Source organism: Photobacterium sp. GSS17, assembly GCF_028621875.1.
GTDB classification, from domain to species: Bacteria; Pseudomonadota; Gammaproteobacteria; order Enterobacterales; family Vibrionaceae; genus Photobacterium; species Photobacterium ganghwense.
This window is the reverse complement of sequence record NZ_CP117517.1, coordinates 2,577,361-2,592,067: the sequence shown is the minus strand read 5'-3', so window position 1 is coordinate 2,592,067 and position 14,707 is coordinate 2,577,361. Positions and strand designations below refer to the sequence as shown.

Sequence of the window (14,707 nt, the reverse complement as noted above, 5' to 3'; positions counted from 1 at the left end):
CTGTTGCGAGGCGTATACTCGCCGCAGGTCTCTGGTTCTGCCGCCGCCAGATACAAATGCTCAAGTTATCAATAATTTTCGTAAGTTAGGTAAGGCACCGTTTTATCGCTATTTCAGGGTAAAACATAATTGCAACCTCAAGTTACAACAATGTTAACGGTTAACGCAGTTGTACGGCTTAAGCGGAAGCGGAGAGTGATAACAATAAAATTGCTTCAATGGAGCTGAGTGGGCAATCACCGTGAAAGTAAACAAGCCAAGACCTGTTAACCTCGACCTACAGACGATTCGCTTCCCTCTAACTGCGATAGCGTCTATCTTGCATCGCGTTTCAGGCGTGATCACCTTTGTATCCGTAGCTATCCTGTTGTGGCTACTGGGCCTCTCCCTGTCTTCCCCGGAAGGTTTCGCAAGTGCTGCTGACATTGTCGACAGTTTCTTTGTGAAGTTCGTTCTTTGGGGAGTACTAACTGCACTGTTCTATCACATTGTAGTCGGTATTCGTCACTTGTTGATGGATATGGGATATTTTGAAGAGATGGAAACCGGTATTGCGAGTGCAAAAGTAAGTTTTGCAATCGTTGCTGTACTGTCTCTGTTCGCTGGAGGCCTGGTATGGTAAGCAACGTTTCTACAGTCGGCCGTAATGGCGTTCATGATTTTATTCTGATCCGCGCAACGGCAATCATTCTTACGCTTTACACCCTTTATATGGTTGGTTTCTTTGCCTTCGGGCCTGATCTGACCTTTGAAACCTGGAGTGCTTTCTTCGGCAAGCTAAGCACTAAAGTCTTCACCATGCTGGCACTGCTATCCATTCTGGTTCACGCCTGGATCGGTTTGTGGCAGGTACTGACTGATTATATTAAACCTGCTGCGCTACGTGCGGGTCTTCAGTTTGGTGTTGTTGCTGTTCTTCTGGTTTACCTGTTCTCAGGTTTCTTTATTGTGTGGGGTGCGTAAGTGAGCATTGCAGTTCGAGAATTTGATGCCGTTGTAATTGGTGCTGGTGGTGCTGGGATGCGCGCCGCACTGCAAATTTCTGAGCAGGGCCTGAAATGTGCGCTGCTGTCTAAAGTTTTCCCGACCCGTTCACATACAGTATCTGCGCAAGGTGGTATTACCGTTGCTCTGGGTAACTCACACCCGGACAACTGGCAATGGCACATGTACGATACCGTAAAAGGTTCCGACTACATCGGTGACCAGAACGCGATCGAGTACATGTGTAAGACTGGCCCACAATCCGTAATTGAGCTGGAAAAAATGGGTCTGCCGTTCTCTCGTTTTGACAATGGCACTATTTACCAGCGTCCGTTCGGCGGTCAGTCGAAAGAGTTTGGTGGTGAGCAGGCAGCACGTACTGCAGCTGCAGCTGACCGTACCGGCCACGCACTGCTGCACACGCTGTACCAACAAAACGTGAAGCACAAAACTACTATCTTCTCAGAATGGTATGCACTGGATCTGGTTAAGAACCAAGATGGCGCTATTCTGGGCTGTACTGCATTGTGCATGGAAACCGGCGAAATCTGTTACTTCAAGTCTAAAGCAACTATCCTGGCAACAGGCGGTGCTGGCCGTATCTACGCATCGACGACGAATGCTCACATCAATACCGGTGACGGTGTTGGTATGGCTCTGCGTGCTGGTGTACCGATGCAAGATATGGAAATGTGGCAGTTCCACCCGACGGGTATTGCCGGTGCCGGTGTTCTGGTAACGGAAGGCTGTCGTGGTGAAGGTGGTTACCTGCTGAACAAAGATGGTGAGCGCTTCATGGAGCGTTACGCGCCGAACGCGAAAGACCTGGCTGGTCGTGACGTTGTTGCGCGTTCAATGATGGTCGAAATTCGTGAAGGTCGCGGTTGCGATGGCCCATGGGGTCCACACATCAAACTGAAACTGGATCACCTGGGTAAAGAGGTACTGGAATCTCGTCTACCAGGTATTTGTGAACTGTCGCGTACTTTCGCGCACGTTGATCCGGTGAAAGAGCCAATCCCAGTTATCCCAACCTGTCACTACATGATGGGTGGTGTACCGACTCAGGTTTCTGGTCAGGCAATCAAACAAACAGCTTCCGGTCAGGACGTTGAAGTTCAAGGTCTGTTCGCATGTGGTGAAATCGCCTCTGTATCAGTACACGGTGCGAACCGTCTGGGTGGTAACTCACTGCTTGACCTGGTGGTATTCGGCCGTGCAACCGGTCTTCACCTGGGTGAAACACTGCTGGCGCAGGCTGAAGCCCGCCCTGCAACTGAATCTGACATCGAAGCGTCACTGGCTCGTCTGAACCGTTGGAACAGCACCCAGAAAGGTGAAGATCCGGTTCAAATCCGTAAAGATCTGCAGCGCTGCATGCAAAACAACTTCTCGGTATTCCGTGAGGGTGAAGCAATGGCAACCGGTCTGGAAGAGCTGAAAGTGATCCGTGAGCGTCTGAAAGAAGCCCGTCTTGACGATACTTCATCAGAATTCAATACCCAGCGTATCGAATGTCTGGAACTGGACAACCTGATGGAAACGGCGTTTGCCACCGCTGTTGCGGCTAACTACCGTACTGAGAGCCGTGGTGCGCACGCACGTTTCGACTTCCCTGAGCGTGATGATGCAAACTGGCTGTGCCACTCCATTTACAACCCTGAGACAGAAGAAATGTCGAAGCGTGATGTAAATATGTCGCCAGTTCATCGTGAAGCGTTCCCGCCAAAAGCGCGTACTTACTAAGGGGAAGATAGATTATGAAACTCAATTTCTCAATTTACCGCTACAACCCTGACGTAGACAACGCGCCGCACATGAAAGGGTACACCCTGGATGTGCCGGAAGGCTCTGACATGATGGTACTGGACGCCCTGATTCTTCTGAAAGAACAGGATCCGTCACTGGCGTTCCGTCGCTCATGCCGTGAAGGGGTATGTGGTTCTGATGGCATCAATATGAACGGTAAAAACGGTCTGGCTTGTATCACGCCGCTGTCAGCGCTGACAGGCGAAAAGACCATTGTTATCCGTCCGTTGCCTGGTTTGCCTGTGATTCGTGACCTGATCATCGATATGGATCAGTTCTACACCAACTATGCCAAGGTTAAGCCGTTCCTGATTAATGAAGGCGCACAGCCACCGGCTCGTGAAAACCTTCAGTCACCAGAAGATCGTGCCCACCTTGATGGTCTGTACGAATGTATCATGTGTGCATGTTGTTCAACATCGTGCCCGTCATTCTGGTGGAACCCGGATAAATTTATTGGCCCGGCTGGCCTGCTGGCGGCATACCGCTGGTTAATTGATAGTCGTGATACCGCGACTGACGAACGTTTATCTGATCTGGACGACGCTTTTAGTGTTTTCCGTTGCCATGGCATCATGAACTGTGTAAATGTTTGTCCGAAAGGCTTGAATCCGACAAAAGCGATTGGCCACATCAAGTCGATGTTGCTCAAGCGCGCAGTATAATTTTTCGAATTATCGATATGCTGGCTCTCTGATTCGCAATCGGGAGTCGGCTTTTAGCCCGGTACCCAATCCGGCGCAAATGGCGATAACTAGTGGTTAAGGGAAAACAATGCAGAACGGCGTTATGAAGACTTGGTTAGAGTCTTCACACCTGGCTGGCGCCAATGCAACTTATGTAGAGGATCTCTACGAGTTGTATCTTAGCGACCCAGAGTTAGTGGACGAAGAATGGCGTCACGTATTCAGTGATCTGCCTGTTGTGAGTGAAACTGCCGTTGAGCAGCCGCATTCACGGGTTCGTGACTACTTCCGGCGTTTGGCGAAAGAGACGACTCATCTAAGTGCTACCGTCAGCGATCCAGACGTTGATGCCAAGCAGGTTAAGGTATTGCAGCTTATCAATGCTTACCGATTCCGCGGACATCAGCACGCGAACTTAGATCCGTTAGGCCTGTGGCAACAGGAGCGAGTCGCAGACCTCGATCCTGAGTTCCATAACCTGACAGCGGATGATTTCAACGAAACATTCAACGTGGGCTCTTTCGCTATCGGCCAAGAGACCATGAAACTTTCTGAGCTGTACGATGCGCTGAAGAAAACCTACTGTGGTTCGATCGGTGCCGAGTACATGCACATCACTAATACAGAAGAAAAACGCTGGATTCAGCAGCGTCTGGAATCTGTGGTGGGTCGTGGTACTTTCACGAAGGAAGAGCAACAGACATTCCTGGAAGAGCTGACAGCTGCTGAAGGTCTTGAGCGCTATCTGGGCGCGAAATTCCCTGGTGCGAAGCGCTTCTCACTGGAAGGTGGTGATGCCCTGATCCCTATGGTCAAAGAACTGATTCGCTACGCAGGTACTAATGGTGCCCGTGAAGTGGTAATCGGTATGGCACACCGCGGTCGTCTGAACATGCTGGTCAACGTTCTGGGTAAAAAGCCGCAGGACCTGTTTGACGAGTTTGCCGGTAAGCACGGCGAAAGCTGGGGTACTGGTGATGTGAAATACCACCAGGGTTTCTCTGCTGACTTCGCAACGCCAGGCGGTGACGTGCATTTAGCACTCGCATTCAACCCGTCGCACCTGGAAATTGTGAATCCGGTTGTTGTGGGCTCGGTTCGTGCCCGTCAGGATCGCCTTGGCGACAAAGATGGCTCGCAAGTTCTGCCTATTACCATCCACGGTGACTCTGCAATTGCCGGTCAGGGTGTGGTAGCTGAAACCTTCAACATGTCCCAGTCTCGTGGTTACCGTGTGGGTGGTACTGTTCGCATCGTCGTGAACAACCAGGTTGGTTTCACTACATCCAACCCTATGGATACCCGTTCGACTCAGTACTGTACTGACATCGCCAAGATGGTTCAGTCACCAATCTTCCACGTTAACGCTGATGATCCGGAAGCCGTTGCATTCGTTACTCGTATTGCACTGGATTTCCGTAACACGTTTAAGCGCGACGTCGTGATTGATCTGGTGTGTTACCGTCGCCATGGTCACAACGAAGCGGATGAGCCGAATGCGACCCAACCGCTGATGTACCAGAAGATCAAGAAGCACCCAACGCCACGTAAGCTGTATGCTGACATGCTGACTGATGCGGGTTCGGTTGATTTGGAAACTGCGACTGCACTGATCAATGAGTACCGTGATGCGCTGGATCGTGGTGATTGCGTCGTGAAAGAATGGCGTCCAATGAAACTCCATTCCGTTGACTGGGCTCCATATCTGGGCCACGACTGGACTGTTGAGTGGAAAAACCAGTACGACGAAGGCCGTCTGGTTGAGTTGGCGCAACGTATCTGTCAGTACCCTGAAAGTCACATTCTGCAAAGCCGGGTTCAGAAGCTGTACAACGATCGCCTGTCTATGGCGAGCGGCGAAAAAGCTATCGACTGGGGTATGGCAGAAACACTGGCGTACGCCACTTTGGTTGACGAAGGCAATCGCATTCGTATCACTGGCCAGGACTCAGGACGTGGTACATTCTTCCACCGTCACGCGGTTCTGCACAACCAAAACGATGCAAGCACTTATATCCCGCTGGCAAACATTCATGACAAGCAGGGGCCTTTCCAGGTGTTTGACTCTGTGTTGTCGGAAGAAGCGGTACTGGCATTTGAATACGGTTATGCCACGGCTGAGCCGGGCGGCCTGACTGTATGGGAAGCCCAGTTTGGTGACTTCGCGAACGGTGCACAGGTAGTGATTGACCAGTTCATCAGCTCGGGTGAACAGAAGTGGGGCCGTATGTGTGGTCTGACTATGCTGTTGCCTCATGGTTATGAAGGTCAGGGCCCAGAGCATTCATCAGCCCGTCTTGAGCGTTACCTGCAGCTGTGTGCTGAGCAGAACATGCAAGTGGTGATTCCGTCCACACCGGCTCAGGTTTACCACATGTTGCGTCGCCAGGTCGTACGCCCAATGCGTCGCCCGCTGATTGTGATGTCTCCGAAGTCGCTGCTTCGCCATCCATTGTGTACTTCTACTCTGGATGACCTGGCTAACGGCAACTTCCAGCCTGCTATCGGCGAGATTGATGATCTGGATCCGAAACAGGTGAAACGTGTCGTCCTGTGTTCAGGTAAGGTGTATTACGATCTGCTGGAACAGCGTCGTAAGAATGAGCAGACCGATGTTGCCATCGTGCGTATCGAACAGCTTTACCCATTCCCGAAAGAGGACGTCGAAGCGGCGCTGGCGGATTACCAGCACGTTAAAGACTTTATCTGGTGTCAGGAAGAACCTCAGAACCAGGGCGCTTGGTACTCAAGCCAGCACAACTTCCGTGCTGCTCTGCCTCAAGGCGCTGAACTGAACTATGCAGGCCGTGCGGCATCAGCCTCACCGGCGGTAGGTTACATGTCGGTTCACCTGAAACAACAAAAAGCGTTGGTTGAAGACGCACTAACAATAGCTTGATTTGAACTGGAACAAAAAGGACAAAGCCGATATGACGATCGAAATTCTGGTTCCCGATTTACCTGAATCAGTTGCTGATGCGACAGTGGCAACCTGGCACAAACAACCAGGTGATGCAGTTACACGTGATGAAGTTCTGGTTGATATCGAGACAGACAAAGTTGTGCTGGAAGTACCAGCACCTGAAGACGGTATTCTGGAATCAATTCTGGAAGTGGAAGGTACGACAGTTCTGACCAAGCAGCTGCTGGGTAAGATCAAAGTGGGCGCCGTTGCTGGCGAACCAACTAAAGATGTACCGGCGGAAGCCGAAGCTTCACCAAACAAGCGCAGCACTGCCGCGCTGAGTGAAGAAACAAATGAAGCACTGAGCCCTGCGGTTCGTCGTCTGCTGGCTGAGCACAGCATTAACGCAACGGATGTGAAAGGCACTGGTGTTGGCGGTCGCATCACTCGTGAAGACGTTGAAGCTTACGTGAAAGACGGTAAGAAAGCGGCACCGGTTGCTGACACTGCGGTTGAAGTGAAAGCAGAAGCGCCTCTTGCTCACCGTAGCGAGAAACGTGTTCCGATGACTCGTCTGCGTAAGCGTGTGGCTGAGCGTCTGCTTGAAGCGAAGAACAGCACTGCGATGCTGACGACCTTCAACGAAGTGAACATGAAGCCAATCATGGATCTGCGTCAGCAGTACAAAGACATCTTTGAAGAACGCCACGGCATCCGTTTGGGCTTCATGTCTTTCTACGTGAAAGCTGTGGTTGAAGCGCTGAAACGTTACCCGGAAGTGAATGCTTCTATCGACGGTGACGACATCGTGTACCACAACTTCTTTGACGTCAGCATCGCTGTGTCAACACCTCGCGGCCTGGTAACTCCGGTTCTGCGTGACTGTGACAAGCTAAGCCTGGCTGAAATTGAAAAAGGCATTCGTGACCTGGCTATCAAAGGCCGTGACGGCAAGCTGAAAGTTGAAGAGCTGACTGGCGGTAACTTCACTATCACCAACGGTGGTGTGTTCGGTTCCCTGATGTCTACGCCAATCATCAACCCGCCACAAGCTGCGATTCTGGGTATGCACAAAATCCAGGACCGTCCAATGGCGGTAGACGGCAAGGTTGAAATCCTGCCAATGATGTACCTGGCACTGTCTTACGACCACCGCCTGATCGATGGCCGTGAGTCAGTAGGCTTCCTGGTTACTATCAAAGAGCTTCTAGAAGACCCAACACGTCTGCTTCTGGACGTATAACACTGTATCAGGCCGGGCAGGCTCAACGTCCGGCCTATTTAATATGCAGTGAAGAACGAAGAAATACCCCAGCGTATTTCGCATGGATATAACAAGTCCCCTAAGGGATATGAAAACGGATAGAACATCATGAATCTGCATGAATATCAGGCGAAACAGCTGTTCGCTGAGTACGGTCTGCCAGTTCCGGAAGGTTATGCGTGTGATACACCGCAAGAAGCAGCAGAAGCTGCTGGCAAAATTGGTGGCGACAAATGGGTCGTGAAATGTCAGGTACACGCTGGCGGCCGCGGTAAAGCGGGCGGTGTGGAACTGCACAAAACCAAAGACGGTATCAAAGAATTTGCACAAAAGTGGCTGGGTAAAAACCTGGTAACTTACCAAACAGATGCAAACGGTCAGCCTGTTTCAAAAATCCTGGTAGAAGAAGCCTCTAACATCGCGAGCGAACTGTACCTGGGTGCGGTTGTAGACCGTGCTACTCGCCGCATCGTATTTATGGCGTCTACTGAAGGCGGCGTTGAAATCGAGAAAGTTGCTGAAGAAACCCCTGAGCTGATCCACAAAGCGGCTATCGATCCACTGGTTGGCCCTCAGCCATACCAAGGTCGTGAGCTGGCTTTCAAACTGGGTCTGCAAGGCGATCAAATCAAGCAATTCACCAAAATCTTCCTGGGTCTGGGCAAAATGTTTGCTGACTACGACCTGGCGCTGCTTGAAATCAACCCGCTGATCATCACTGGCGAAGGCAACCTGCTATGCCTGGACGGTAAGATTAATATTGACTCGAATGCAATGTACCGTCAGCCAAAACTGCGCGAAATGCACGACCCATCGCAAGAAGATGAGCGTGAAGCGCATGCAGCGAAGTGGGAACTGAACTACGTTGCTCTGGATGGCAACATTGGCTGTATGGTAAACGGTGCTGGTCTGGCAATGGGTACCATGGACATCGTGAACCTACACGGTGGTAAGCCTGCAAACTTCCTGGATGTTGGTGGTGGCGCGACGAAAGAGCGTGTAACAGAAGCCTTCAAGATCATCCTGTCTGACGCAAACGTGAAAGCCGTACTGGTTAACATCTTTGGTGGTATCGTCCGTTGTGATCTGATTGCCGAAGGTATCATCGGTGCCGTTGAAGAAGTTGGCGTAGAAGTACCGGTTGTTGTTCGCCTTGAAGGTAACAACGCTGACCTTGGTGCAGAAACACTGGCTAAGAGTGGCCTGAACATTATTGCTGCGACATCCCTAACTGAAGCAGCGGAAAAAGTAGTTGCTGCAGCGGAGGGTAAATAATGTCAATCCTAATCAACAAAGACACCAAAGTAATCTGTCAGGGTTTCACCGGCGGTCAGGGTACATTCCACTCTGAGCAAGCGCTTGCGTACGGTACGCAAATGGTTGGTGGTGTATCTCCGGGTAAAGGCGGTACAACGCACCTGGGTCTGCCAGTATTCAACACTGTTCGTGAAGCTGTTGAAACAACAGGCGCAACGGCGACGGTTATCTACGTTCCAGCACCTTTCTGTAAAGATGCGATTCTGGAAGCGATCGATGCTGGCATCAAGCTGATCGTTACCATCACTGAAGGTATCCCAACGCTGGATATGCTGGACGTGAAAGTACGCCTTGATGAAGCTGGCGTTCGCATGATTGGTCCAAACTGCCCGGGTGTGATCACACCGGACGAGTGTAAGATCGGTATCATGCCTGGTCACATCCACAAAGCGGGTAAAGTTGGTATCGTTTCACGTTCAGGTACGTTGACGTACGAAGCGGTTAAGCAAACGACTGACGAAGGCTTTGGCCAGTCTACCTGTGTTGGTATCGGTGGTGACCCAATCCCGGGTTCAAACTTCATCGATATCCTGGCGATGTTTGAGAAAGATCCAGCGACAGAAGCCATCGTAATGATCGGTGAAATCGGTGGTACAGCGGAAGAAGAAGCGGCAGCATACATCAAAGAGCATGTAACTAAGCCTGTTGTTTCTTACATCGCGGGTGTAACAGCCCCTCCAGGTAAGCGCATGGGTCACGCAGGTGCAATTATCTCTGGCGGTAAAGGTACTGCAGAAGATAAGTTCCAGGCACTGGAAGCGGCTGGCGTGAAAACGGTTAAGAGCCTGGCCGATATCGGTAAGGCGCTGCGCGAAGTAACTGGCTGGTAATTCCTCAGTTACTGATTGTGCACAATAAAAACCGCTATCCAGTTTAATGGATAGTGGTTTTTTTATATCTATAGTAAAAAGTGATGGGCTGACGCTATGCAACCGTTGTCGCCAGTGGCTATGCTGCCATGGGCTTGAGTGCAGGGCTAATGGTGAAGGGGGCCTCGGTGGCTGCTTCGATATCCGAGACCGTAAAATGCGGTGAAATTTCGGTCAGCACAAGTCCCTTTGGTTCCACAACGAAAACGGCCATTTCGGTGATGATGACATTGACCTGGCCAGCTGCAGTGAGTGGCAAGCTGCAATGGTTAAGAATTTTAGGCTGTCCTTTTGCGGTATGCTCCATTGCCACAATGACCTTTTTGGCGCCAACCACTAAATCCATCGCCCCGCCCATACCCGGTACCATTTTTCCGGGGATGATCCAGTTCGCTAAATTTCCCTGCGCATCGACCTGAAGCGCGCCCAGGACAGTGACATCCACATGTCCGCCTCGAATAATGGCAAAGGAGTCAGCACTGTTGAAATAGCAGGCACCGGGAATGGCGGAGATCGCTTGTCCTCCGGCATTGACCAAATCCGGATCAACGTTGTGCTCATTGGCCAGCCCCTGGATCCCTAACAGCCCGTTCTCGGATTGAAATAACACTTCAATGTCAGCATCGATTTCGTTGGCAACTAACGAAGGCAGGCCAATGCCTAGATTAACGATATCGCCATCACGCAGCTCCCGGGCAACCCGCCGGGCAATGGTACAGCGGACGTGTTGTTTATCATTGTCTTTTGACATGGCTCAAGCCTCCTGGTGATAGATGTGATCGATAAATAAGCCGGGCGTGTGAACGTTCTCCGCCGCGATGGCACCGGTTTCAACGAGCTCGTGGGCTTCGACAATCACCGTCTCCGCCGCCATGGCCATCAGCGGATTGAAATTTTGTGTGGTTCGGCGATAGAAAGTATTCCCCTTGCTATCGACGACAGAGCCGCGGATTAACGCCAGATCAGCACGCAGCGGTTTTTCCAATAAGAACATCTGGCCATCGACATCGATGACTGGTTTTCCTTCCGCAATTACAGTGCCCAGCCCCGTTGGGGTCAGAAATCCACCCAGTCCGGCGCCAGCTGCTCGGATCCGCTCGGCCAGAGTGCCTTGCGGGATTAACTCAACTTCCAGTTCTCCGGTAACCATTTGCCGACCGGTTTCGGGGTTGGTGCCGATATGTGATGCCAGCAACCGGCGGACACGTCTGGCGGCAATGAGTCGTCCGGAACCGGAGTTAGGTGTGCCGGTGTCAGTGGTGACTAGGGTTAAATTATTCACTGAGCTGCTCAGCAGGATGTCAATCAGTTGTTCCGGAGCGCCATTTGCCATAAATCCGCCGATCATGATGGTCATGCCATCACGAAGGAGAGACTCGATTTCGCTGCGGTTGATATTCTTCTTCATTGGTTTTGCCTCAAACAGTCAGCGTCAGCCACATGCTGGAACCGATGTGGGGCGCTCAGAAACTGGGGTCGTGGTTTATTTGAGTGTATGGGGCGAGAAGAGTGGAGCGTTAGCGCTATTGCGGCAAAGCGAATTTGCGAATATGCAAGCGAGGGTGTTGTTTGTAAGAAGGTCAGCGAGACGCGGGGTCGGTCTCGCTGAAACTGGGCTAGCCCAATGCACGCTCAAGCAGAAAGGCTTTAAAACTACTGGCTGCCGCTGACGCTCGTTGCGGAGGGTAATAGTACAAGTTGAGGCTCCAGGTGCTGGTTCCATAGTCGCTGAATAAAGGTACTAAGTCCCCGTTTTGAATGTCATTTTGTACGACGAATTCGGGTAAGTAACCAATCCCCGTGCCATTTCTTACCCCTTGCAGCAGCAGGTCGCTGTCGTTGACCTCCAGATTTTTCGGGATCTTAATCATTTGGGTTTCAGGCCCGCAGGTAAAGATCCAGTCGTTGCTGCCCGTCAATGTTGATGCAAACAGGCAGCGGTGGTGGCTCAGTGCTTCGGGAGACTGGGGGGGGCCGTATAATGCCAGATAAGCGGGTGAGGCGACGGGAACAAACGGACACTGCATAATCTCTCTGCGCACTAGGTGCAGATCTTGCTCCCGATAGCCCTGATAGGTGGCATTGGCACTGATCATCAAGTCCGCTTCACCGGCATGATCTAAAGCCCAGGGGGTGATATTTAAAGAGAACGTGACGTGCGGTTGCTCGACCAGGTAGTCGTTGATTTCTTTCATCAGGAAATGATTGGCATAGACGGGAGTACAGGCAATATTGATATGCCCCTTATCATGCTCTTGATAGTCGAGCAGGGATTGCTGAATGTGGTGGGCGCTATCAACCAGCGGCGCAAATTCCTCGAACAGTTTTTGTCCGGCTGGAGTGGGTGTCAGTAGTTTGTTGGTGCGTCTGAGCAGGGGCATGCCAAATTGTGACTCTAAACTTTGCAGCCAGCGGCTGCCAGCAGAGACTGATATATCAAATTTACGAGAAGCGGCCGAGATTGAACCGCATCGTATGACATTAACGAAAAAAGCCATCTTATCCAGCATGAGATCCCTTTTGCTTGATAACAGGTTGATACAACGGCGACAGGAGAATCATTCTCAAGTGCAGTGCCGGAAAGTTTTTCAAAGCGCTGTCCGGCGGGTTTAGCGTCGCTGAGATACCCCTCGCCGAATTGAGCGGAATTGACCAATGTAACTGATATGTTTAGTGGTATCAGTGATGCAGACTTGAATCCTGGGATCGGGCACAGGGCGTTCGCGTGCGGACCAGCACATGCAGGCCGGGAATGGAATTGGGTGTTAGTTGATGATAGTGCATTGGTAATGCTGGTGGTTATTTTGAGTGGGTATTGTGAGTGGTTATTGTGGAGAATGGTCGATTGCGGGGCTGAAAAATGATGGAAATCGTTGGCAAAAAAGCGTCCTGCTCGGCGGTTAAACCTCGCAGGCCACTGAATTACCCGTTTAGAACAGTACGAGTCCCAAGCCGATGATCAGGCCGGAAGCCAACAGCGCAACCAGGCAATAGCCCATAATGTCTTTGGCGTTCAGGCCAGCAATACTCAAGGCTGGCAGGGCCCAGAACGGCTGGATCATGTTGGTCCATGCGTCGCCCCAGGCGATGGCCATGGCGGTTTTCGCGGCTGGGACACCCAGTGCTTCACCTGCCGGCATCATAATTGGTGCTTGGACGGCCCATTGACCACCTCCAGAAGGGACGAAGAAGTTGACAATGCCTGCGCTCAGAAAAGTAAAGAGCGGAAAACTACCTGGTGTGGAAATACTGACGAACCAGTCGGAAACGGCTCCGGCCAAAGAGATCCCTTCCGGACCTTTAGCGACCATCATCCCCATAATCCCGGCGTAAAATGGAAATTGCAGCAAAATTCCAGCAGTGTTTTTGGTGCCTTCTGCCACCGCAGCGATCAATTGCTTTGGTGAGTCATGCAGGAGGATGGCGGTGAACAGGAAAATAAAGTTAACAATATTTAGGTTCAGGGCAAATCCGTGCTCAACGAAGTAGCTAATAATGTAGCTAAAACCGAGTAAGGCCAGCAGGCGATTGACCCAAGGGCTATGTTCCAGTTTTTCAGCTGGCGTAAGCGGATGAGAGGGTTGCGAAGTCGGCGGTTCTTGCAGCAGCGCCGGGTCGATAGTAACGACCTCGCCAGCCTGGCTCGGGTGCATTGCTTTGTTTAGCAATGGAATCACAAGGAGCATGACAGCCAGAATCAGTAGGTTGGATGCAGAAAAGAGGGTTTCGTTGGTAGAAATCGCCTGAGTGACGGCCCCGGCGGTGACAACCTCCAGATTACTTCCGCTGGCAAGCGCTAACGGGATCGAGCCTGACAGACCGGCATGCCAGAACAAAAAACCGGTATAGGCAGAGGCAATCAGCAGGCGATAGTCGACGCCTTTGACTTTGGCTGAAAGTTCTCGGGCAAAAATAGCCCCTACAACCAGACCAAATCCCCAGTTAATCCAACAAGCAATGGCACTGACGAGGGTAACAATAAAAATAGCATGGCCCGGCGTTTTGGCGGTCATCGCCAGGTAGGCCAGACTGCGCTTGAACACCGGGGCTGACGCCATGGCATGCCCGGTTACCACGACCATCGCCATTTGCATCGCAAACGTCAGCAAGTTCCAGAATCCGCCAGCGAAAGCATCGACCATCTGCATCGGGCTTTGTTGGGTTACAGGCATCGCAATCAAAAAGACCACAAAGGTCAGGATTGCTGCAAATAAAAAAGGATCCGGTAGGTAGCGCTGCACCAGGGTCGTGCAAAGGAACGAAAAGCGTTGCAACAGTGTGGACTGTTGAAAGCCAACAGTTTCAGTCGACATGGTTAACTCCTTTCCATGGATGGTTCATACTCATTGGGTGTGTTGATGTGGCTGCCAAAAAGCCTGTTAATAAATTGTAAAATTCTGGCGTTTGTCAATTCAAGACTATCCTCCGCCAGAATGAAACCTGTATTAACGGGAATATGATTTGCAAATTTTCAAGGGTGTATGAGCGGAGATGGAGGCCGGTGATGAAACGAGTCGTTGCGTTATTGCTGGGCGCTTTCGTTACGGTCAGCAATGTATCGGCAAAGGAAGACAAAGCCGGATATGAGGATTGCGTGCTTGAGCATGTGTCCGGAGCGGAAGAGGCGTTGGCAGTGAATGTCATCACCTACGCCTGTCATCGACTTTACATCGATAATTTCATGCTGTCGGGCAAAGACGAGGCGTATTTTTCTTGTTTGCTGGAGTACTTACCGGCTTCAAAAAGTGAGCAGGTGACCCACAAAATCAGAAACATTTGTTATCGTCGGCATCTCGGTTTGTTCGAGTTTTGAAACTGGCAAAACATAAAAAAACAGGCTGCGCGTGGCAGCCTGTTGTGCGGTTTTGTGCTG

General features: G+C 51.2%; 13 protein-coding genes. 9 read left to right on the top strand and 4 right to left on the bottom strand.

The window, feature by feature from the left end:
• The first annotated feature begins 241 nt into the window (after nucleotides 1-241).
• The 8 genes from sdhC to sucD all read left to right on the top strand — a co-directional run bounded on the left by sdhC (nucleotide 242) and on the right by sucD (nucleotide 9,795).
• Entirely contained in the window at nucleotides 242-622 is a 381-nt protein-coding gene (gene sdhC / locus PGW97_RS11565; RefSeq protein ID WP_047887767.1) for a succinate dehydrogenase cytochrome b556 subunit, read from the top strand.
• On the top strand, nucleotides 616-963 hold the full coding sequence (gene sdhD / locus PGW97_RS11560; protein WP_047887766.1) for a succinate dehydrogenase, hydrophobic membrane anchor protein: 348 nt from the start codon (nucleotides 616-618) through the stop codon (nucleotides 961-963). The genes sdhC and sdhD overlap by 7 nt, the downstream gene beginning before the upstream one ends.
• Entirely contained in the window at nucleotides 964-2,730 is a 1,767-nt protein-coding gene (sdhA, locus tag PGW97_RS11555) for a succinate dehydrogenase flavoprotein subunit (RefSeq protein WP_047887765.1), read from the top strand. It begins immediately after the preceding gene.
• Nucleotides 2,731-2,744: 14 nt separating this feature from the next.
• Entirely contained in the window at nucleotides 2,745-3,458 is a 714-nt protein-coding gene (locus PGW97_RS11550; protein WP_047887764.1) for a succinate dehydrogenase iron-sulfur subunit, read from the top strand.
• Between the two features lie 109 nt (nucleotides 3,459-3,567).
• Nucleotides 3,568-6,378: a 2-oxoglutarate dehydrogenase E1 component gene (gene sucA / locus PGW97_RS11545; protein WP_217392694.1), complete on the top strand. Its 2,811-nt coding sequence runs from the start codon at nucleotides 3,568-3,570 to the stop codon at nucleotides 6,376-6,378.
• A 31-nt stretch (nucleotides 6,379-6,409) separates the two neighbouring features.
• On the top strand, nucleotides 6,410-7,627 hold the full coding sequence (gene odhB, locus PGW97_RS11540) for a 2-oxoglutarate dehydrogenase complex dihydrolipoyllysine-residue succinyltransferase (RefSeq protein WP_273857364.1): 1,218 nt from the start codon (nucleotides 6,410-6,412) through the stop codon (nucleotides 7,625-7,627).
• 129 nt (nucleotides 7,628-7,756) lie between these two features.
• On the top strand, nucleotides 7,757-8,923 hold the full coding sequence (gene sucC, locus PGW97_RS11535; RefSeq protein WP_047887761.1) for an ADP-forming succinate--CoA ligase subunit beta: 1,167 nt from the start codon (nucleotides 7,757-7,759) through the stop codon (nucleotides 8,921-8,923).
• A complete protein-coding gene (sucD, locus tag PGW97_RS11530) occupies nucleotides 8,923-9,795 on the top strand; it encodes a succinate--CoA ligase subunit alpha (RefSeq protein ID WP_047887760.1) in 873 nt (290 codons plus the stop codon). Before sucC ends, sucD begins: the two co-directional genes overlap by 1 nt.
• A 118-nt stretch (nucleotides 9,796-9,913) precedes the next feature.
• On the opposite strand, the gene PGW97_RS11525 is transcribed toward sucD, so the two are convergent.
• From PGW97_RS11525 to PGW97_RS11510, 4 genes are all read right to left on the bottom strand, one after another.
• On the bottom strand, nucleotides 9,914-10,585 hold the full coding sequence (locus tag PGW97_RS11525; protein WP_273857363.1) for a 3-oxoacid CoA-transferase subunit B: 672 nt from the start codon (nucleotides 10,583-10,585) through the stop codon (nucleotides 9,914-9,916).
• A gap of 3 nt (nucleotides 10,586-10,588) precedes the next feature.
• A complete protein-coding gene (locus PGW97_RS11520) occupies nucleotides 10,589-11,242 on the bottom strand; it encodes a CoA transferase subunit A (RefSeq protein ID WP_273857362.1) in 654 nt (217 codons plus the stop codon).
• Nucleotides 11,243-11,450: 208 nt separating this feature from the next.
• The gene (locus PGW97_RS11515; RefSeq protein WP_273857361.1) at nucleotides 11,451-12,344 is read right to left on the bottom strand and encodes a LysR family transcriptional regulator; all 894 of its coding nucleotides are present in this window, start codon (nucleotides 12,342-12,344) and stop codon (nucleotides 11,451-11,453) included.
• A 420-nt stretch (nucleotides 12,345-12,764) separates the two neighbouring features.
• Nucleotides 12,765-14,147 carry a short-chain fatty acid transporter gene (locus PGW97_RS11510; protein WP_273857360.1) on the bottom strand — a complete coding sequence of 461 codons (1,383 nt, stop codon included), beginning with the start codon at nucleotides 14,145-14,147 and terminating at the stop codon, nucleotides 12,765-12,767.
• Nucleotides 14,148-14,338: 191 nt separating this feature from the next.
• Here PGW97_RS11510 and PGW97_RS11505 point away from each other — a divergent pair, with 191 nt between their 5' ends.
• Nucleotides 14,339-14,647 (top strand): VF_A0006 family four-cysteine protein, encoded by a 309-nt coding sequence (locus tag PGW97_RS11505; protein WP_047887755.1) that lies wholly within the window; start codon nucleotides 14,339-14,341, stop codon nucleotides 14,645-14,647.
• The last annotated feature ends 60 nt before the right edge of the window (nucleotides 14,648-14,707 follow it).

Coding starts and splice junctions, on each gene's coding strand:
- PGW97_RS11550 (WP_047887764.1), top strand. CDS start 2,745: ATGAAACTCAATTTCTCAATTTACCGCTACAACCCTGACGTAGACAAC.
- sdhD (WP_047887766.1), top strand. CDS start 616: ATGGTAAGCAACGTTTCTACAGTCGGCCGTAATGGCGTTCATGATTTT.
- PGW97_RS11515 (WP_273857361.1), bottom strand. CDS start 12,344: ATGCTGGATAAGATGGCTTTTTTCGTTAATGTCATACGATGCGGTTCA.
- PGW97_RS11505 (WP_047887755.1), top strand. CDS start 14,339: ATGAAACGAGTCGTTGCGTTATTGCTGGGCGCTTTCGTTACGGTCAGC.
- sucC (WP_047887761.1), top strand. CDS start 7,757: ATGAATCTGCATGAATATCAGGCGAAACAGCTGTTCGCTGAGTACGGT.
- PGW97_RS11525 (WP_273857363.1), bottom strand. CDS start 10,585: ATGTCAAAAGACAATGATAAACAACACGTCCGCTGTACCATTGCCCGG.
- sucA (WP_217392694.1), top strand. CDS start 3,568: ATGCAGAACGGCGTTATGAAGACTTGGTTAGAGTCTTCACACCTGGCT.
- sucD (WP_047887760.1), top strand. CDS start 8,923: ATGTCAATCCTAATCAACAAAGACACCAAAGTAATCTGTCAGGGTTTC.
- PGW97_RS11520 (WP_273857362.1), bottom strand. CDS start 11,242: ATGAAGAAGAATATCAACCGCAGCGAAATCGAGTCTCTCCTTCGTGAT.
- odhB (WP_273857364.1), top strand. CDS start 6,410: ATGACGATCGAAATTCTGGTTCCCGATTTACCTGAATCAGTTGCTGAT.
- PGW97_RS11510 (WP_273857360.1), bottom strand. CDS start 14,147: ATGTCGACTGAAACTGTTGGCTTTCAACAGTCCACACTGTTGCAACGC.